Source organism: Pseudomonas fjordensis (genome assembly GCF_976987115.1).
In genome coordinates this window covers 6,433,528-6,451,090 of sequence record NZ_OZ336860.1, presented here as the reverse complement: position 1 = coordinate 6,451,090, position 17,563 = coordinate 6,433,528, and the positions used below count along the sequence as shown (strand labels likewise).

General features: G+C 63.3%; 15 protein-coding genes. 10 read left to right on the top strand and 5 right to left on the bottom strand.

Annotation, left to right across the window (positions count from 1 at the left end; translation table 11 throughout):
- Nucleotides 1-19: 19 nt before the first annotated feature.
- Nucleotides 20-2,299 carry a phosphoenolpyruvate--protein phosphotransferase gene (gene ptsP / locus ACWHXD_RS29640; protein ID WP_003195193.1) on the top strand — a complete coding sequence of 760 codons (2,280 nt, stop codon included), beginning with the start codon at nucleotides 20-22 and terminating at the stop codon, nucleotides 2,297-2,299.
- 98 nt (nucleotides 2,300-2,397) lie between these two features.
- Here the strand turns inward: ptsP and ACWHXD_RS29635 are convergent, their stop codons facing one another.
- Complete coding sequence (locus tag ACWHXD_RS29635; RefSeq protein WP_138762044.1) at nucleotides 2,398-3,144, bottom strand: NRDE family protein; 747 nt, start codon at nucleotides 3,142-3,144, stop codon at nucleotides 2,398-2,400.
- Nucleotides 3,145-3,360: 216 nt separating this feature from the next.
- On the opposite strand from ACWHXD_RS29635, the gene lgt reads away from it, so the two are divergent.
- Together lgt and ACWHXD_RS29625 are read left to right on the top strand one after the other, a co-directional pair.
- Nucleotides 3,361-4,173 carry a prolipoprotein diacylglyceryl transferase gene (gene lgt / locus ACWHXD_RS29630; protein WP_003195189.1) on the top strand — a complete coding sequence of 271 codons (813 nt, stop codon included), beginning with the start codon at nucleotides 3,361-3,363 and terminating at the stop codon, nucleotides 4,171-4,173.
- A 51-nt stretch (nucleotides 4,174-4,224) separates the two neighbouring features.
- Complete coding sequence (locus ACWHXD_RS29625) at nucleotides 4,225-5,058, top strand: thymidylate synthase (protein ID WP_014720362.1); 834 nt, start codon at nucleotides 4,225-4,227, stop codon at nucleotides 5,056-5,058.
- 131 nt (nucleotides 5,059-5,189) lie between these two features.
- On the opposite strand, the gene cadR is transcribed toward ACWHXD_RS29625, so the two are convergent.
- Nucleotides 5,190-5,630 carry a Cd(II)/Pb(II)-responsive transcriptional regulator gene (cadR, locus tag ACWHXD_RS29620; RefSeq protein WP_003195185.1) on the bottom strand — a complete coding sequence of 147 codons (441 nt, stop codon included), beginning with the start codon at nucleotides 5,628-5,630 and terminating at the stop codon, nucleotides 5,190-5,192.
- A 49-nt stretch (nucleotides 5,631-5,679) separates the two neighbouring features.
- Nucleotides 5,680-5,871, bottom strand: coding sequence for a hypothetical protein (locus ACWHXD_RS29615; RefSeq protein ID WP_238344550.1), 192 nt, complete (start codon nucleotides 5,869-5,871; stop codon nucleotides 5,680-5,682).
- Between ACWHXD_RS29615 and ACWHXD_RS29610 the strand changes: the two genes are divergently transcribed.
- The 7 genes from ACWHXD_RS29610 (at nucleotide 5,854) to ACWHXD_RS29580 (ending at nucleotide 14,782) form a co-directional block, all read left to right on the top strand.
- Nucleotides 5,854-8,034 carry a heavy metal translocating P-type ATPase gene (locus ACWHXD_RS29610; RefSeq protein WP_462362603.1) on the top strand — a complete coding sequence of 727 codons (2,181 nt, stop codon included), beginning with the start codon at nucleotides 5,854-5,856 and terminating at the stop codon, nucleotides 8,032-8,034. The genes ACWHXD_RS29615 and ACWHXD_RS29610 overlap by 18 nt on opposite strands.
- Before the next feature lie 16 nt (nucleotides 8,035-8,050).
- Nucleotides 8,051-8,914: a LysR family transcriptional regulator gene (locus ACWHXD_RS29605; protein WP_138762046.1), complete on the top strand. Its 864-nt coding sequence runs from the start codon at nucleotides 8,051-8,053 to the stop codon at nucleotides 8,912-8,914.
- Between the two features lie 247 nt (nucleotides 8,915-9,161).
- On the top strand, nucleotides 9,162-10,226 hold the full coding sequence (locus ACWHXD_RS29600; RefSeq protein WP_138762047.1) for a putative 2-aminoethylphosphonate ABC transporter ATP-binding protein: 1,065 nt from the start codon (nucleotides 9,162-9,164) through the stop codon (nucleotides 10,224-10,226).
- Nucleotide 10,227: 1 nt separating this feature from the next.
- Nucleotides 10,228-11,940, top strand: coding sequence for a putative 2-aminoethylphosphonate ABC transporter permease subunit (locus ACWHXD_RS29595; RefSeq protein ID WP_138762048.1), 1,713 nt, complete (start codon nucleotides 10,228-10,230; stop codon nucleotides 11,938-11,940).
- Nucleotides 11,941-11,963: 23 nt separating this feature from the next.
- Complete coding sequence (locus ACWHXD_RS29590; protein WP_138762049.1) at nucleotides 11,964-12,977, top strand: putative 2-aminoethylphosphonate ABC transporter substrate-binding protein; 1,014 nt, start codon at nucleotides 11,964-11,966, stop codon at nucleotides 12,975-12,977.
- 123 nt (nucleotides 12,978-13,100) lie between these two features.
- Complete coding sequence (locus ACWHXD_RS29585) at nucleotides 13,101-14,231, top strand: TIGR03364 family FAD-dependent oxidoreductase (RefSeq protein WP_138762050.1); 1,131 nt, start codon at nucleotides 13,101-13,103, stop codon at nucleotides 14,229-14,231.
- The gene (locus ACWHXD_RS29580) at nucleotides 14,228-14,782 is read left to right on the top strand and encodes a phosphonate degradation HD-domain oxygenase (protein ID WP_138762051.1); all 555 of its coding nucleotides are present in this window, start codon (nucleotides 14,228-14,230) and stop codon (nucleotides 14,780-14,782) included. Before ACWHXD_RS29585 ends, ACWHXD_RS29580 begins: the two co-directional genes overlap by 4 nt.
- Here ACWHXD_RS29580 and ACWHXD_RS29575 read toward each other — a convergent pair.
- Complete coding sequence (locus ACWHXD_RS29575; RefSeq protein WP_138762052.1) at nucleotides 14,779-16,146, bottom strand: DUF3482 domain-containing protein; 1,368 nt, start codon at nucleotides 16,144-16,146, stop codon at nucleotides 14,779-14,781. The genes ACWHXD_RS29580 and ACWHXD_RS29575 overlap by 4 nt on opposite strands.
- Complete coding sequence (locus tag ACWHXD_RS29570) at nucleotides 16,139-17,518, bottom strand: DUF2868 domain-containing protein (protein WP_098950112.1); 1,380 nt, start codon at nucleotides 17,516-17,518, stop codon at nucleotides 16,139-16,141. Before ACWHXD_RS29570 ends, ACWHXD_RS29575 begins: the two co-directional genes overlap by 8 nt.
- Nucleotides 17,519-17,563 lie beyond the last annotated feature (45 nt).

Sequence of the window (17,563 nt, the reverse complement as noted above, 5' to 3'; positions counted from 1 at the left end):
CGGAGTTCGACCCCGAGCCATGCTCAATACGCTGCGCAAGATCGTCCAGGAAGTTAACTCCGCCAAGGATCTCAAGGCGGCGTTGGGGATTATTGTGTTGCGCGTCAAGGAAGCCATGGGCAGCCAAGTCTGCTCGGTTTACCTGCTGGACCCCGAGACCAACCGTTTTGTGCTGATGGCCACGGAGGGCTTGAACAAGCGCTCCATCGGCAAGGTCAGCATGGCGCCCAATGAAGGTCTGGTGGGCCTGGTGGGGACGCGTGAAGAACCCCTTAACCTCGAGAACGCGGCCGATCACCCGCGTTATCGCTACTTTGCCGAAACCGGTGAAGAGCGCTACGCCTCGTTCCTGGGCGCACCGATCATTCACCACCGCCGCGTTGTCGGCGTGTTGGTCATCCAGCAAAAAGAGCGTCGCCAGTTCGACGAAGGCGAAGAAGCCTTCCTGGTGACCATGAGCGCGCAACTGGCTGGGGTTATCGCCCACGCCGAAGCGACCGGCTCGATTCGCGGCCTGGGGCGCCAGGGCAAGGGTATCCAGGAAGCCAAGTTCGTCGGCGTACCGGGTTCGCCAGGCGCCGCGGTGGGTACCGCGGTGGTCATGCTGCCGCCCGCCGACCTCGATGTGGTGCCGGACAAGAGCGTCAGTGACATCGACGCCGAGATCAAACTGTTCAAGACCGCCCTCGAAGGCGTGCGCGCCGATATGCGCAACCTGTCGACCAAGCTGGCCACCCAACTGCGCCCCGAAGAGCGTGCGCTGTTCGACGTGTACCAGATGATGCTCGACGACGCGTCCCTGGGTAACGAAGTCAAGACCGTGATCAAGACCGGCCAGTGGGCCCAGGGCGCGTTGCGCCAGGTGGTCACCGATCACGTCAACCGTTTCGAAATGATGGACGACGCCTACCTGCGCGAGCGGGCATCGGATGTGCGCGACCTGGGTCGCCGCCTGTTGGCGTACCTGCAGGAAGACCGCAGCACCAACATGGTCTTCCCCGATAACACCATTTTGGTCAGTGAAGAATTGACCGCCACCCAGCTTGGCGAAGTGCCTGAAGGCAAGCTGGTGGGCCTGGTCTCGGTATTGGGTTCGGGTAACTCCCACGTGGCGATCCTGGCCCGGGCCATGGGTATCCCGACGGTGATGGGCCTGGTGGACCTGCCGTATTCCAAGGTCGATGGCATCGACATGATCGTCGACGGGCATCGCGGCGAAGTGTTCACCAACCCCAGCGACGTGCTGCGCAAGCAATACGCCGAGGTGGTGGAAGAAGAGAAGCAACTGGCCCAGGGCCTGGATTCGCTGCGTGAGCTGCCGTGTGTCACCCCCGATGGCCACCGGGTACCGCTGCTGGTCAACACCGGCCTGCTGGCGGATGTAGCCCGTGCGCAACAGCGCGGCGCCGAAGGGGTGGGGCTGTACCGCACCGAAGTGCCGTTCATGATCAACCAGCGTTTCCCGAGCGAGAAGGAGCAGCTGGCGATTTATCGCGAGCAACTGCAAGCCTTCCACCCGTTACCGGTGACGATGCGCAGCCTGGATATTGGCGGCGATAAGTCACTGTCCTATTTCCCTATCAAGGAAGACAACCCCTTCCTTGGCTGGCGCGGTATTCGCGTTACCCTCGACCATCCCGAAATCTTCCTCGTCCAGACCCGCGCCATGCTCAAGGCCAGCGAGGGTTTGAACAACCTGCGCATCCTGTTGCCGATGATCTCCGGCACCCATGAGCTGGAAGAAGCCCTGCACCTGATCCACCGTGCCTGGGGCGAAGTGCGCGACGAAGGCGCCGATGTGCCGATGCCGCCGATTGGCGTGATGATCGAAATCCCGGCGGCGGTGTACCAGGCCAAGGAACTGGCGCGGCAGGTGGACTTCCTGTCGGTAGGCTCCAACGACCTGACCCAGTACCTGCTGGCCGTGGACCGTAACAACCCACGGGTGGCCGACCTTTACGACTACCTGCACCCGGCGGTGCTGCAAGCGCTGCAACACGTGGTGCGCGACGCCCATGCCGAAGGCAAACCGGTGAGTATCTGCGGCGAAATGGCCGGCGACCCGGCGGCGGCGGTGCTGTTGATGGCGATGGGCTTTGACAGCCTGTCGATGAACGCCACCAACTTGCCGAAAGTGAAGTGGATGCTGCGCCAGGTGGAATTGAGCAGGGCCAAGGATTTGCTCGCCGAGTTGATGACCATCGACAACCCGCAAGTTATCCACAGCTCGCTGCAATTGGCGCTGAAAAACCTGGGGTTGACCCGGATGATCAACCCGGCCTCGGCCAAAACCCTCTAGACCGAGGCGCCTTCATCGCAGGCAAGCCAGCTCCCACAGGGAACCGCATTCCAAATGTGGGAGCTGGCTTGCCTGCGATGACGTCAGCCCAAGCGCCGTCAGATTTTCAGTTCGACCTCACCCAGCCGCCCACCGTGCGGGCCAAAGCTACGCTCCAGCATCCTTCGCGTCCCATCGGCATTCACAATCAACGCCGTGCTCGCCCGTGTCCCGTAACTGGGGCTGGCGATAAACACGCTCGACAGCAGGCTTTCTGTCGCCAGGCCTACGCCGGTGTCGGGCAGCTCAGCAAACGGCGCGATCTGCGGGTCGCTCAGAATCTCCAGCAGGGCCTTAGGCTCTGGGTTCTCCAGCACTGCGCGGAACGCCGCCTTGGCCTTTAGCAACTTCGGCCAGGGCGTATCCAGCCCGGCATTGGATAGCCCATACACCCCAGCCTTCAACCGCGTCGGTTCGGTGTCCTTGGCGTTGTAGTGCCACAGCTCATCCCGCGTGCCCACCAGCAGGTTGAACCCGGCGTATTCAATCGAGCGTCCATTCACATCGGCCAAATAATCGTCAATTGGCAGCGAACCACTTAGAAACCGCGCAACCAGTTCGCCGCGAGACTTGCGTGCCGGTGGCTGGTGCGGGTCGCGGATGTTGGTCAGGGCGGCAAAGCGCCCATCCGCGTTCACCCCCAGCCAGGTGCCCCCGGCCTCCTGATCGCGACCGGCGTAGATCCGGGGCGCATCCGCCCACTGGGCCAAGGGCAGGCTGGGGCGGGCGTAGAACTCATCGCGGTTGGCCGCGACGATCAGCGGTTGGGCATGGCCCGGTCGCCAGGCGAAAACAATCAGGCACATCGGGTGACCCCTTTTGTGTTTTTGCCACTCTACCCACAGACGCGCAGGTGTTCCATCGTCTCGAAGTTGGGCCGCGCACCTCTGATCCGTTAACATGCCGGGCTGTTTGGTGTGTATGTGAACTTCTTAATTTGATCTCGCAGCTGTAACGCAGGCTTAATCGCACATCGGCATGGTCCGGTGCGTCATGACTAAATGTTTTAACGAGGAGTCGCAATGCTGCCTTACCCGCAGATCGACCCGGTGGCCCTGGCCATCGGTCCGCTGAAAATCCATTGGTACGGGTTGATGTACCTGATCGGCATCGGCGGTGCCTGGCTGCTGGCTTCCCGGCGCCTGAACCGTTTCGACCCGACCTGGACCAAGGAGAAGCTCTCCGACATGGTGTTCTGGATGTCGATGGGCGTGATCGTCGGCGGGCGCCTGGGGTATGTGCTGTTCTACGACCTGTCTGCGTATCTCGCCAACCCGACCCTGATCTTCGAAGTGTGGAAGGGCGGCATGGCGTTCCACGGCGGGTTTATCGGCGTGATGATCGCCGCCTGGTGGTTTGGCCGGCGCAATGGCAAGTCGTTCTTCCAACTGATGGACTTCGTTGCCCCCTTCGTGCCGATTGGCCTGGGCGCCGGGCGCATTGGTAACTTTATCAACGCCGAGCTGTGGGGCAAGCCGACCGACGTGCCGTGGGCGATGGTGTTCCCGCCGTTCAGCGACCCGGCGCAACTGCCGCGCCACCCGTCGCAGCTGTACCAGTTCGCGTTGGAAGGTGTGGCACTGTTCCTTATTCTCTACATCTTCTCGCGCAAGCCACGCCCAACCATGGCCGTATCGGGCATGTTCGCGCTGTTCTACGGGATTTTCCGCTTTATCGTCGAATTCGTACGGGTACCGGACGCGCAGTTGGGCTACCTGGCATGGGGCTGGCTGACCATGGGCCAGGTGCTCAGCTTGCCTATGATCCTGGCGGGCCTGGGCATGCTGTGGTGGGCGTACAATCGCCCGCAGCCGCTGAAGAACGCCGCGCTTTAAATTCGAATGCCAAGACCAGGAGGTCTTGGCTTCAACGATACGGGTAAAAACATGAAGCAATATCTCGAACTGCTGCAGGACGTCGTGACCAACGGCCTGACCAAGGGCGACCGCACGGGCACCGGCACCAAGGCTGTGTTTGCGCGTCAGTATCGGCATAACCTGGCCGACGGCTTCCCGCTGCTGACCACCAAGAAGCTGCACTTCAAAAGCATCGCCAACGAACTGATCTGGATGTTGAGCGGCAACACCAACATCAAGTGGCTCAACGAAAATGGCGTGAAGATCTGGGACGAATGGGCCACCGAAGACGGCGACCTGGGCCCGGTGTACGGCGAGCAGTGGACCGCCTGGCCGACGAAGGACGGCGGCACGATCAACCAGATCGACTACATGGTGCACACGCTCAAGACCAACCCCAATAGCCGCCGCATCCTGTTCCACGGCTGGAACGTCGAATACCTGCCGGACGAAACCCAGAGCCCGCAGGAAAACGCGCGTAACGGCAAGCAAGCCCTGCCGCCGTGCCATTTGCTGTACCAGGCGTTCGTGCATGACGGCCATCTGTCGATGCAGTTGTATATCCGCAGCTCCGACGTGTTCCTGGGCCTGCCGTACAACACCGCCGCGCTGGCGTTGCTGACCCACATGCTGGCCCAGCAATGCGACCTGATCCCCCACGAGATCATCGTCACCACCGGCGACACCCACGCCTACAGCAACCACATGGAACAGATCCAGACCCAGTTGGCGCGTACGCCGAAAAAACTGCCGGAACTGGTGATCAAGCGTAAGCCTGCGTCGATCTACGACTACAAGTTCGAAGACTTTGAAATCGTGGGCTACGACGCCGACCCGAGCATCAAGGCCGACGTGGCTATCTAAAGCCTGTTGCGGTAAGAATTGTGGGAGCGGGCTTGCTCGCGAATGCGCAGTGTCAGTCGCCGGATCAGTTGGCTGATATACCGCATTCGCGAGCAAGCCCGCTCCCACATTGGGTCTGTATCCACTTGAATTTAATGGCCGTGGCTTCTGCCCACATGCGAAGGCTCGGCCTCGCTGGCCGCAATCCCGCCGCTGACTTCCAACTGCTGCAAGATCCCGCACTGGTTCCCACCGCCGCAACGTTGGCGCAGGTCCAGCAGTTGCTCCTGCAAGGCCAACAACCCGTCGATCCGCGCTTTCACATGGTGGATATGCTCGTCGATCAACGCATTCACGCTTTCGCATTGGTCCTGGGGGCTGTCGCGCAGCCCCAGCAGGCTGCGGATCTCTTCGAGGGTCATGTCCAGGCTGCGGCAGTTGCGGATAAAGGTCAGCCGCTCGGTGTGCGCCTGGGTGTACACGCGATAGTTGCCGTCGGTGCGGGCCGGGGGCGGCAGCAGGTTTTCCTTCTCGTAATAACGGATGGTTTCCACCGGGCAATCGGTGAGTTTGGCCAGTTCGCCGATCTTCATCGCAGCAATCTCCAAATGGGTGCTTGACCCTATAGTGGCTACAGGGTCTTTACTTGGCAACAGGCACCTTTACGGACGCGACCTGATGAGCCACTCCATTCATACCCCGCACAAGCACGACCACAAGCATGATCACGATCACGATCACGATCACGATCACGATCACGCTCATGACCACGGCCATGATCATAAACATGACCATGGGCCCGCCAAACTCACGCCTGTGGATAACCACGGCCATTCCGGCTCCTGCTGCTTTGGCGCTGCCGGGCCTGCCATAGTGACCCTGAGCGAGGCGCCCACCGCCGGCTCGCGCCTGAGCACCTTCCGCATCGAAGCCATGGACTGCCCCACCGAGCAGACGCTGATCCAGAACAAGCTGGGCAAGCTCGCTGGCGTGCAGCAACTGGAATTCAACCTGATCAACCGCATCCTCGGTGTCACCCATGACCTGCCGAACACCGCGCCGATCATCGAGGCAATCAAGTCCATCGGCATGCAGGCCGACCCTATCGAAGAAGGCAGCCCCGCCGCCGCGCCGCCTGCCAAGAAGCATTGGTGGCCGTTGGCGGTGTCGGGCGTGGGCGCCCTGGGGGCCGAAGTGCTGCACTTTACCGGCGTGGCACCCACCTGGGTGATTGCGCTGGTGGCATTGGTGTCGATCCTCAGCGGCGGCCTTACCACCTACAAGAAGGGCTGGATTGCCCTGAAGAACTTCAACCTCAATATCAACGCCTTGATGAGCATCGCGGTGACGGGCGCGATCCTGATTGGCCAGTGGCCGGAAGCGGCAATGGTGATGTTCCTGTTCACCGTGGCCGAGTTGATCGAGGCCAAATCTCTGGACCGGGCGCGCAACGCCATCAGCGGCCTGATGCAGATGACCCCCGAACAGGCCACGGTGCGCCAGGCCGACGGTTCCTGGCTGGAACAAGAGGTCAAAAGCATTGATCTTGGCGCGATTGTGCGGGTAAAGCCTGGCGAGCGCATCGGCCTTGACGGTGAGGTCACGGCCGGCCAGTCCACCATCGACCAGGCACCGATCACCGGGGAAAGCCTGCCGATTGAGAAAACCGTGGGCGATAAAGTCTTTGCCGGCACCATCAACCAGGCCGGTTCCCTGGAGTACAAGGTCACCGCAGCGGCGAACAATTCGACCCTGGCGCGAATCATCCACGCCGTGGAACAGGCCCAAGGCGCACGCGCACCGACCCAGCGGTTTGTCGACAGCTTCTCCAAGGTCTACACCCCGGCCGTCTTCCTGTTTGCCCTCGGTGTGGCGGTGATTCCGCCGCTGTTCATGGCGGGCGTGTGGTTTGACTGGATCTACCGCGCCCTCGTGTTGCTGGTGGTGGCCTGCCCTTGTGCCTTGGTGATCTCCACCCCGGTGACCATTGTCAGCGGCCTGGCAGCAGCGGCGCGCAAAGGCATCCTGATCAAGGGTGGCGTGTACCTGGAGGGTGGTTACAAGCTCGACTACCTGGCCCTCGACAAGACCGGCACCATCACCCACGGCAAACCGGTGCAAACCGACTACCTGCCGCTGTTCCCGAATATCGAAGACAGCGCGCCGGCCCTGGCCGCCAGCTTGGCATCGCGTTCCGATCACCCGGTGTCCCTGGCAATTGCCAACGCAGCTGTGGATAAAAACCTGTCGACTTACGCTGTGGATAACTTCGAGGCCCTGGCCGGGCGCGGTGTGCGGGGTGATATCAACGGCCAGACCTATCACCTGGGTAACCACCGCCTGGTGGAAGACCTCGGCCTGTGTTCCGAGGCTCTTGAAGAAAAACTCTTCGCCCTGGAAAAACAAGGCAAGTCCGTGGTGTTGCTGCTGGACAAGTCCGGCCCGCTGGCGCTGTTTGCCGTGGCCGACACGGTCAAGGAGAGCAGCCGCGAAGCCATCCAGCAATTGCACGATCTGGGCATCAAGACCCTGATGCTCACCGGCGACAACACCCACACTGCCCAGGCCATTGCGGCCCAGGTCGGTATCGACCAGGCTCAGGGCGACCTGTTGCCCACCGACAAACTGCAAGCCATCGAAACCCTCTACGGCCAGGGCCATCGGGTGGGTATGGTCGGTGACGGCATCAACGACGCCCCGGCCCTGGCCCGTGCCGAGATCGGCTTTGCCATGGCCGCAGCGGGCACCGACACCGCCATCGAGACCGCCGACGTGGCGCTGATGGACGATGATTTGCGCAAGATTCCGGCTTTCATTCGGTTGTCGCGGCAAACGTCGAGTATCCTCAAGCAGAACATCGCCCTGGCGCTGGTGATCAAGGCGATCTTCCTGGCCGTCACGTTCATGGGCGTGGCGACCATGTGGATGGCGGTCTTCGCCGACATGGGCGTGAGCCTGCTGGTGGTGTTCAATGGCCTGCGCCTGGTGCGCAAATAGCGGATGAGAGGGTGGTGTGCTGAGTGCTGAGTTAAAGGCGTTTTTCATGGTCGCCCGCCTGGGCAGCATTACCCACGCGGCGAAGAAACTCGGCCTGAGCCAGCCCACGGTGACCACCCAGATTCGCAACCTGGAAAGCCAATACGGCGTCGAATTGTTCTACCGTGGCGGCCGCCGTCTCACCGTCAGCGACGAAGGCGCGCGGCTATTGCCGATGGTCAAGGCGCTGTTGCAGCAGGAAGCGGATATCGAGTTTTTCCTGCGCAACAACGGCCAGGTCCAGGGCGCGCTGAGGATTGCCGCGACGGCGCCGTATTACATCCTCGATCTGGTCAAAGCTTTTCGCGAGCGCCTGCCCCAGGTGGACGTGTCGGTGGAAATCGGCAACTCCCAGCAGGTGCTTGAGGCGCTGGACGATTACCGCGTCGATGTCGCGGCCTCCTCGCAACTGCTCGAAGATGCCCGTCTGATCCGCCGCGTGCTGGGCACGGACCCGCTGGTGCTGGCGGTGCACCGCAACCACCCGTTGGCCAAGCTTGATCACGTACCGTTGAGCGCGCTAATCGGGCATACCTTGCTGATGCGTGAAGCGGGCTCCACCACCCGCCGGCTGACGGAAGAGATGTTGAAGAACGCCGGCGTGGGGTACGGGCCGTTGCTGGAGATTGGCAGCCGTGAGTCGATTCGCGAGGCGGTACTGCGCAATATCGGCATCAGCATCATCGCTCGCCAGGAAGTGCCCCATGACCCGCAATTGCGCGTGCTGACCATCGAGAATGCGCCGCAGATTCCGGAGTATCTGTATTGCCTCAAGGAAAGAAAAAACGCCCGGTTGCCGGCGGCGTTCCTTGGCTTGGCTCAGGAAATGTCACCCCTCTGAATTTTTCGCTGGCTTTGAGGGCCTCTTCGCGAGCAAGCCCGCTCCCACATTTGATCGCGTTCCCACATGAGAATGCGGTCAACCTGTGGGAGCGGGCTTGCTCGCGAAGGCGGTAGACCAGGCAACTCATTACCATGAGTCCTACACAAATCCACCAATACCACTATCACCTCCTTTTGCCTTTCTGCCACACCAGCTACGCATTCCCTCCCTAGCATGGCCTTCATCCGTTCGATGAGGTGCCACCATGCACACAGCCCTGACCCAACCCGGCGCACCGATGAAAGTGCGCGCAATCCAGAAACGCTTTGGCGCGTTCACCGCGCTGGACAACGTCTCCCTGGACGTCGCCGCCGGCGAGCTGGTGTGCCTGCTGGGCCCTTCCGGCTGTGGCAAGACCACACTGCTGCGCTGCATCGCCGGCCTGGAGCGCCAGGACAGCGGTGAGCTTTACCTGGGCGAGCGCGACGTGTCGCTGCTGCCACCCCAGGCGCGGGACTACGGCATCCTGTTCCAGTCCTACGCGTTGTTTCCCAACCTCAGCGTTGAAGCGAACATCGGCTACGGCCTCACCGGCAGCGGCCGCGATGAAGTGCGCAAGCGGGTCGCGCAGATGCTCGAACTGGTCGGCCTGGTGGGCAGCGAAAAGAAGTACCCCGGCCAACTCTCCGGCGGCCAGCAACAGCGCGTCGCCCTGGCCCGCGCACTGGCGCCGGCGCCGTCGTTATTGCTGTTGGATGAGCCGATGTCGGCCCTCGATGCCCGGGTGCGCGAGCACCTGTGCACTGAACTGCGCCAACTGCAGCGGCGCCTGGGCATCACCACCTTGATGGTGACCCACAACCAGGACGAAGCCATGTTGATGGCCGACCGCATTGCCGTGATGAACAACGGCAAGGTCGAGCAGTACGCCACGCCCCAGGAAATCTACGACCGCCCGGCCACGCCGTTCGTGGCGGAGTTTGTCGGCCAGGGCAACTGGTTGCCGTTCAGCCGTAACAGCGCCAGCCATGCCCAGGTGGGTGGGTTGAATATGCGTTTGGCTGAGGACGCGGGTGTCGCCCAGTCGGGCCGCTTGTTCTGCCGCCCGGAAGCGATCTGCGTCAACCCGCCGGTGCACGAAGAAAACCTGTTCCCGGCCAAGGTTCGCGAGATCACCTTCCTCGGCAACCGCTGTCGCATGAGCTTTGAGCTGGAGCAGTTGCCAGACCATCCGTTGCTGGCGGAACTGGCGCCGGAAGCCATGCCGCGCCTGGGCGCCCAGGACATCTGGGTGGCGTTGCCGCCGCGCAGCCTGCAGGTGTTTGCCTGAGATGGGGGCGGTGATGACATTGCCGGTACCGCGTCAGGTGTCCCGCGCCGAGTGGGGCGACCGCCTCTTTGTGGTCGGCGGCAAATGGCTCTGGCTGGGCCTGTTGGTGGTGGCGGTGCTGTTGCCGCTGTTGGCGATTTTCTGGCGCGGCTTCAGCAGCGAAGCCGGGCAGGGCGGTGGCCTGGTAGCCGCGCGCGAACTGTTGAGCAGCGTCAACTTCCACTGGTTGCTGGGCAATAGCCTGAAAGTTTCCCTCAGTGTGGCGGCCATCGTCGTGCCGCTGGCCTACTTGTTTGCCTATGCCCTGCAACGCACGCTGATCCCCGGCAAGTCCATCTGGCGTGGCCTGTCATTGCTGCCATTGATGGCGCCATCGATGCTGCCGGGCATTGCCCTGGTCTATCTGTTCGGCAACCAGGGCCTGCTGCGCGGCTTGTTCTCGGAGAATATCTACGGGTTCTGGGGCATTGTGCTCGGTGAGGTGATTTACACCTTTCCCCATGCCTTGATGATTTTGCTGTCGGCGTTGTCCCTGGCGGATGCGCGCTTGTTCGACGCCGCTTCGAGCATGGGCGCCAGCCCGGCCCGGGCGTTTCGCAGCATTACCTGGCCGGCCACGCGCCAGGCGGTGTTCGCTGCGTTTTGCCTGGTGTTCACCCTGACCATCACCGACTTTGGGGTGCCGGTGGTGGTGGGCGGCGATTATCAGGTGCTGGCGCTGGAGGCCTACAAGGCCGTGGTGGGCCAGCAACAGTTCGGTCGCGGCGCGTTGATCGGCATGGTGTTGCTGCTGCCGGCGCTGTTCAGCTTTGGCGTAGATGCCTGGTTGCGCCGTCGGCATGGCGACGCGATGAGCGGCCGCGCCCAGGTGTTCCAGCCGGCGCCATCGCGGCTGCGCGACGGGTGCTACCTGGCCATCGTGCTGCTGATCTGCGCGGCGTTGCTGCTGGTGTTCGGCATGGCGGTGTACTCCTCGCTGGTGAAATTCTGGCCGTACAACCTGTCGCTGTCGCTCAACCACTACCAGTTCGAAGACACCGCCGGCGGCGGCTGGCTGGCCTATCGCAACAGCCTCACCATGGCGTTGTGCACGGCGTTGATCGGCAGCGTGCTGATCTTCACTGGCGCTTACCTGATGGAAAAGACCAAGGGCCAGAAGAACCTCAACCTGGCACTGCGCATGCTCAGCTTCGTGCCGATGGCCGTGCCGGGCCTGGTCCTGGGGCTGGGCTACGTGTTCTTCTTCAACCTCAACGGCAACCCGCTGCATGTGTTGTACGGCAGCATGGCGTTGCTGGTGGTGTGCACCATTGCCCACTACCTGACCACCGCGCAGATGACCGCGACCACCGCGTTGCGCCAACTGGACGCCGAGTTCGAAGCCGCCGCGCTGTCCCTCAAGGCGCCGCTGTACCGCCACTATCTGCGCGTCACGGTGCCGATCTGCCTGCCGGCGCTGCTGGACATCCTGCGCTACCTGTTTGTGTCGGCGATGACCACCGTGTCCGCCGCGATCTTCCTCTACAGCCCCGACACCATCCTCGCCGCCGTCGCCGTGCTGAACATGGACGACGCCGGCAATGTGGGCGGCGCGGCGGCCATGTCGACCCTGATCCTGTTCACCTCGGCCAGCGTCTCGCTGCTGCTGGCGTGGGCCTCACGTGGCGCGCTGCGCCGCTCCCAAGCCTGGCGCCAGCGCGCACCCGGCCAATAAAACATCCCTGAAGGAGGTGCTCCATGTTCAAGCCCCTGGCGCTGGTCGCTGCAGTTCTCACGGCATTCAGCCTGAATGCTTTGGCCAAGACCGAGTTGACGGTGTACACGGCCCTTGAAGCCGAGCAATTGAAGACCTACAAAAAAGCCTTCGAACAGGCCAACCCCGACGTCGAGATCAAGTGGGTGCGCGACTCCACCGGCATCATCACCGCCAAACTGCTGGCCGAGAAAGATCGCCCCCAGGCTGACGTGGTATGGGGCCTGGCCGCCTCCAGCCTGGCGATCCTCGATCAGCAAGGCATGCTCGACAACTACGCGCCCAAGGACCTGGACAAGATCGGCAAAAACTACCGCGACGCCGCCAACCCTCCGGCCTGGGTCGGCATGGACGTGTGGGCCGCCACCATCTGCTTCAACACCGTCGAAGCCGAGAAGCAGGGCCTCACCAAACCGGTGAGCTGGCAGGACCTGACCAAGCCTGAGTACAAGGGCAAGATCGTGATGCCCAACCCGGCGTCGTCGGGCACTGGTTTCCTGGATGTCAGCGCCTGGCTCCAGACCTTCGGCGAGAAGCAGGGCTGGCAGTACATGGACGACTTGCACCAGAACATCGGCCAGTACGTTCACTCCGGCTCCAAGCCGTGCAAGTTGGCGGCGTCCGGTGAGTTTCCGATTGGTATTTCATTCGAATACCCGGCGGTTCAGCTCAAGCGCCAGGGCGCGCCGCTGGACATCATCCTGCCCAAGGAAGGCCTGGGCTGGGACATCGAAGCCACCGCCGTGATCAAAGGCACGGCCCATGCCGACGCGGCGAAAAAACTCGCTGACTTCTCCGCCAGCAGCGCGGCGATGGACCTGTACAAGGACAACTTCGCCGTGCTCGCCCAACCGGGAATCGCCAAGCCACAGACCGAATTGCCGGCGGACTATGAGCAGCGGTTGATCAAGAACGACTTTGTCTGGGCTTCCAAGAACCGTGACAGCATCCTGGCCGAATGGCGTAAGCGTTATGACGGCAAGTCGGAAAAACAGTAACCGATCGTTCCCACGCTCCGCGTGGTAACGCCGCTCTGGACGCTCCGCGTCCGCTTTTGAAGGTCGTGACGCGGAGCGTCACCGGATGAATTCCCACGCGGAGCGCGGGAACCAGAGGACAGTATGAGTAGTGATCTGTTAGTCGTCGGCGCCGGAATCCTCGGCCTCTCCCACGCCTATGCCGCCGCCAGGCGCGGCCTCAAGGTCAAGGTGTTCGAGCGCAGCGCCACGCCATTGGGCGCCTCGGTACGCAACTTCGGCCAGGCCTTGGTCACCGGCCAACCACCAGGGCCGATGCTGGACCTGGCGCGGGAAAGCCGCGAAATCTGGGGCCAATGGGCGCAAGCGGCAGGCCTGGCGCTCAAGCGCAATGGCTCTTACCTGTTCGCCCGCACCGAAGCCGAAGAACATCTACTCGAAGCCTTCTGCGCCGGGCGGGCGCGGGAGCACGGCTACAACGTCGAGCTGCTGCAAGGCGCTGCCATGAACGACCTGTACGCCGGCCAGTTCCGCCATCACCGCGCCGCGCTGCATGGCAAGGACGACCAGCAACTGTATTCCCGTGAGGCCATACCGGCGCTGATCCATTACCTGAGCCAGGCGCTGAACGTGGAGTTTCATTTCTCCACCCTGGTGCGCGAGGTGGAACCGGGCCAGTTGCACAGCACGGCGGGCAGCTTTCGCGGCGAGCAGATCATCGTCTGCTCCGGCCACGATTATCAGACCCTGCTGGCCGACGCCATCGCCGCGCTCAACCCGCAAACCTGTCGCCTGCAAATGCTGCGCGCCCGGCCGGTGCTCAATCTGAACCTGCAACATGCCTTGCTCACCGGCTTAAGCTGCGTGCACTACGGCGCCTTTGCCGACCTGCCGGAAGCAGCCGCGGTGCAGGCGCAGATCCTGCGTGAAACGCCGTACCTGCACGAGCACGGCATTCACCTGTTGATCAGCCCAACGCCCCATGGTGAGTTGATCATCGGTGACTCCCACCATTACGACAGCGATCCGTCGCCCTTCAACGCCGAGCAGGTGGATGACTGGCTGATCGAATTGGCGCAGCAGACCCTGGGTTGCAAGGTCCAGGTGGTGGAGCGTTGGCAGGGCGTCTACGGTTCGCGCGGGCCTGGGCCGTTTTCGTTTGTGCAGGCGGCACCCGGCGTCAGCGCTGCCTTGATGCACACCGGCGTAGGGATGAGCGTGGGGCCGGCGATGGCAGAGCGTAATATCAACACGTTGTGGGGCGAGACGCGATGAACCCGGAACAGGCGATTGCCCAGGTGTTTGGCTTGTACGAGCAGCATGGCACGGCTGACTACATCGGCGAGCCAGTGTCGCAGCTCGAGCACATGTCCCAGGCCGCGCAATTGGCCATGGCCGAAGGGTTTGACGACGAGGTGGTGCTGGCGGCGTTCTTCCACGACATCGGCCACCTTTGCGGCCAGGGCGGCGCGAACATGGGCGGTTATGGCGTGGTCAGCCACGAGCGACTGGGCGCCGATTACCTGCGCCGCGCAGGCTTCAGCGAACGCCTGGCCAAATTGGTGGAATACCACGTGCAGGCCAAGCGTTACCTGACCTTCAGCCAGCCGGACTATTTCGCCCGCTTGAGCCAAGCCAGCCGTCGCACCCTGGGTTACCAGGGCGGCGTGATGAGCGCCGAAGAGGCCAGGGCCTTTGAGCAAGACCCGTTGTACGCCGTGAGTTTGCGTATGCGCCACTGGGACGAGCAGGCCAAGCAAACGCAGGTGCCGGTGTTGGACCTTGAAGTGCTCAAGGCAAAAGCCCGGCAGGTGCTGGGGGCTTAAGTTTCGTCGAGCCGCTGGGCAAGGGCCTCGACCTGTTCCTGGCGCTCGGCCTGGCTCAGTTTGGCGTGGGGGTTGAGGGACGACCATTGCGGATAGGCGCGGGCCTTGTGCAAGGCGTCCGGCAGCTTGCCTTCGCGCCAGGTTTTGTCCTGGGGCGTATCGACCTTGATGCTGTGCATCGCCGCATGCCCGCGCAGGTTCAGGGCCTTGAGCAGTTGGCGTTGGCGCAGGGCGAGCAGGCGCAGCACGCTGTCATCGACGGTGAGTTCGCGTTGGCCCTTGATCTTGCCCATCAGGCGGCTGCCATAGCTGCGTGCAGTTTGCAGCGCACCGCCGGCAATCGCGCCTGCCAGGGCAGCAGCGCCCAGCGTCAGGCCGCCGACCAGGAGGTCCACGCCGGCACCGGCCGCCGCGCCGGCGGCGATCCCGCCACCCACGCGCACGCCCAGTTGCTTGAGGGTTTCGGGGTTGAACAGGTCGTCGCCCCAGCGCCCGTCCAGCAACGGTAAGTCGCTGGCGGCGGCGTCCTGTGGGCGGAAGCCGAACAGTTTGAGCAGGGCTTCGACGCACTTTTGTTCGCGCTGGCGCACGGCCTTGCGTAAATCGCTGACGGCTTGGGGCTCGTCCTCGGTCGTGACGCTGCGGCGGCACGCGGCGCAGTCGATCAGCAATTCGGCGATCAGCCGGGCGGCACTTTGCTGGCGAGCCTGGCGCTGGGCTTCTTGGTCGAGGATCAGGCGTTCCAGCTGGGGGCGGGCGTTTTCCAGCAGCAGGGCCAGGCTCTCATACAGGCGGCGTTCGCCGTCTTCGGGCGGTGCCACGCTGTCGAAACGCACCAGCGCATGCAGGCCGAGGCGGGCCAGGGCTTCGCGCCAGTCTGGTTCGCGGTGGTCGCTGCTGCTGACGAAGTTGAGCACCGGCAACAACGGCTTGCCACAACTGGCCAGCACTTGCAGCTCGTCGCGGTACTTGGCCAGCACCGGTTCCCGGGCGTCGATTACGTACAGGCCGGCATCCGAGGCCAGTAATTGGCGCAGCACCTTGGCTTCCTGTTCGAAACGCTGGCGCGCTTCGCTACCTTCCAGAAAACGCGCCAGCCGCGCCGGGCCATCCAGGCGTTCGCCGGGGCGGTCGAGGCGTTCCAGGTAATCGAGCAGGGCAATGGCGTCTTCCAGACCGGGGGTGTCGTACAGCTCCAGCAAGGCTTCGCCATCTACCGATAGGCGCGCACCTTCCACGTGCCGCGTGGTACTGGGGCGATGGGACACTTCGCCGAAGCCGACATCGCGGGTGAGGGTGCGCAGCAGTGAGGTTTTGCCCACGTTGGTGTGGCCGACCACGGCGAGTTTCAGCGGTTTAGTCATGACCGGTCTCCAGCCAGCTTAGCGGCGCGCAATCGGCAAACGACACCTCAAGTTGTTGCAGCGCGGCATGCCAGTCGCCCAGGCGCTCGGCGTCCAGCGCCTGGCCCGGTGGCGCCTGCAGCAGCCATACGCGGGTGTCGCTGGCGCTGCGTGCCAGCTCGGCGATCAGCGCCAGGCTGCCACGGTCGGGCGAGCGGCGCGGGTCACAGGCGATGGCCAGGCGCGCGGGTGGGAAACGGCTGAGTTGTTCCAGCAATTTGTTGCGTGATTCGCGGCTGTCGAGGATGCCGGCGTTCTTGACGTTGGCGGGCAGTTTGGGCGGCCAAGGGTGTTGGTCGTCGAGTTCGATGGCAACCAGCAACGCACCGTCGCTCTCCAGCTCGCTAACGCCGCCGCTGACCTGGTGCAGGTGCTCGGGCGCCACATCGTTGACCCCAAGGCGCTCGCTGCTGGGCATCAGGCGTTCGCGCAGTTGGGCGTAGCCGGGCAGGTTGAGGTCCAGGCGCAAGGCTGCGCGCCCGCGTTTCCAGCGCCACAGGCACAGCAGGGCGAGGATCAACCGCGGCAGCAGCCCGTAGACCAGCAACACGCCCACCAGCCAGGCCGCCCAGGCTTGGCGGGCGCTTTCGATATTCAGCGCGGAGTCGCCGCTGGCGCGGATCATCTCAACGGTGGGCACATTGAAACCGAGCAGCGCCGGGAGTGTGCCGAGGGCCTGGGTCACGGCGACAAAGGTATCGGCGCCGAGAATGGTGGTTTCCCACACAAACCCATAGCGGCGGGTGGCGAGCAGGGTCAGCAGGATCACCAGGGCGCTGAGCAAGGCCAGCAACCACAAGCTGTTGACCAGCACCCCCACCGCCCAGCGATTGAGTTTTTGCCGTTGCAGCAACAGCAACAACGCCGGCGCCAGTTGCGCGGCCTTGGCGTCACGCGCCAGTTTCTCGCTGAGCCACAACCACAGCCGGCCGAGGCTGGCGCTGTGTTCACCGGCAAACAGCAGGCCCAGGGCCCAACTTATCAGCAAGATCAGGTTCAGGCCGAGCAGGCTGCCCAAGGCCCAGAACACATTCACCGGGGCCAGGCCATTGCCCAGCGCGGCGAACGCCAAACCGGCGCCGCTGATGACGGCGACCACCGCCAGTAACACCAGCGCCAGGCGTGCGCCTTGCAGCCAGCGGCTGAGCGCGGCGGCCAAACCATCGCGTTCGGCCAGGTGCAGCGCACGCTGCTGGATGCGCGAGGGCAGGTCGCCCCCGGCGGTGCGGGCCAGGCGGTTGGCTTCCAGGTCTTCCAGGGGGCCGGCGTGTTCTTCGCGCAGGCGCACGGTTTCGGTCAGCCAAAGTCTGTGCAGCGGGTTCAATGCAGTCACGCGCCGTCCTGTCGTGTTGATGAGGTTGGAGCATAACCGCTGGCT

Excerpts from the sequence above, each read along its gene's own strand:
- ptsP (WP_003195193.1), top strand. The coding sequence starts at position 20 with ATGCTCAATACGCTGCGCAAGATCGTCCAGGAAGTTAACTCCGCCAAG.
- ACWHXD_RS29635 (WP_138762044.1), bottom strand. The coding sequence starts at position 3,144 with ATGTGCCTGATTGTTTTCGCCTGGCGACCGGGCCATGCCCAACCGCTG.
- lgt (WP_003195189.1), top strand. The coding sequence starts at position 3,361 with ATGCTGCCTTACCCGCAGATCGACCCGGTGGCCCTGGCCATCGGTCCG.
- ACWHXD_RS29625 (WP_014720362.1), top strand. The coding sequence starts at position 4,225 with ATGAAGCAATATCTCGAACTGCTGCAGGACGTCGTGACCAACGGCCTG.
- cadR (WP_003195185.1), bottom strand. The coding sequence starts at position 5,630 with ATGAAGATCGGCGAACTGGCCAAACTCACCGATTGCCCGGTGGAAACC.
- ACWHXD_RS29615 (WP_238344550.1), bottom strand. The coding sequence starts at position 5,871 with ATGGCCGTGGTTATCCACAGGCGTGAGTTTGGCGGGCCCATGGTCATG.
- ACWHXD_RS29600 (WP_138762047.1), top strand. The coding sequence starts at position 9,162 with ATGCACACAGCCCTGACCCAACCCGGCGCACCGATGAAAGTGCGCGCA.
- ACWHXD_RS29595 (WP_138762048.1), top strand. The coding sequence starts at position 10,228 with ATGGGGGCGGTGATGACATTGCCGGTACCGCGTCAGGTGTCCCGCGCC.
- ACWHXD_RS29590 (WP_138762049.1), top strand. The coding sequence starts at position 11,964 with ATGTTCAAGCCCCTGGCGCTGGTCGCTGCAGTTCTCACGGCATTCAGC.
- ACWHXD_RS29585 (WP_138762050.1), top strand. The coding sequence starts at position 13,101 with ATGAGTAGTGATCTGTTAGTCGTCGGCGCCGGAATCCTCGGCCTCTCC.
- ACWHXD_RS29580 (WP_138762051.1), top strand. The coding sequence starts at position 14,228 with ATGAACCCGGAACAGGCGATTGCCCAGGTGTTTGGCTTGTACGAGCAG.
- ACWHXD_RS29575 (WP_138762052.1), bottom strand. The coding sequence starts at position 16,146 with ATGACTAAACCGCTGAAACTCGCCGTGGTCGGCCACACCAACGTGGGC.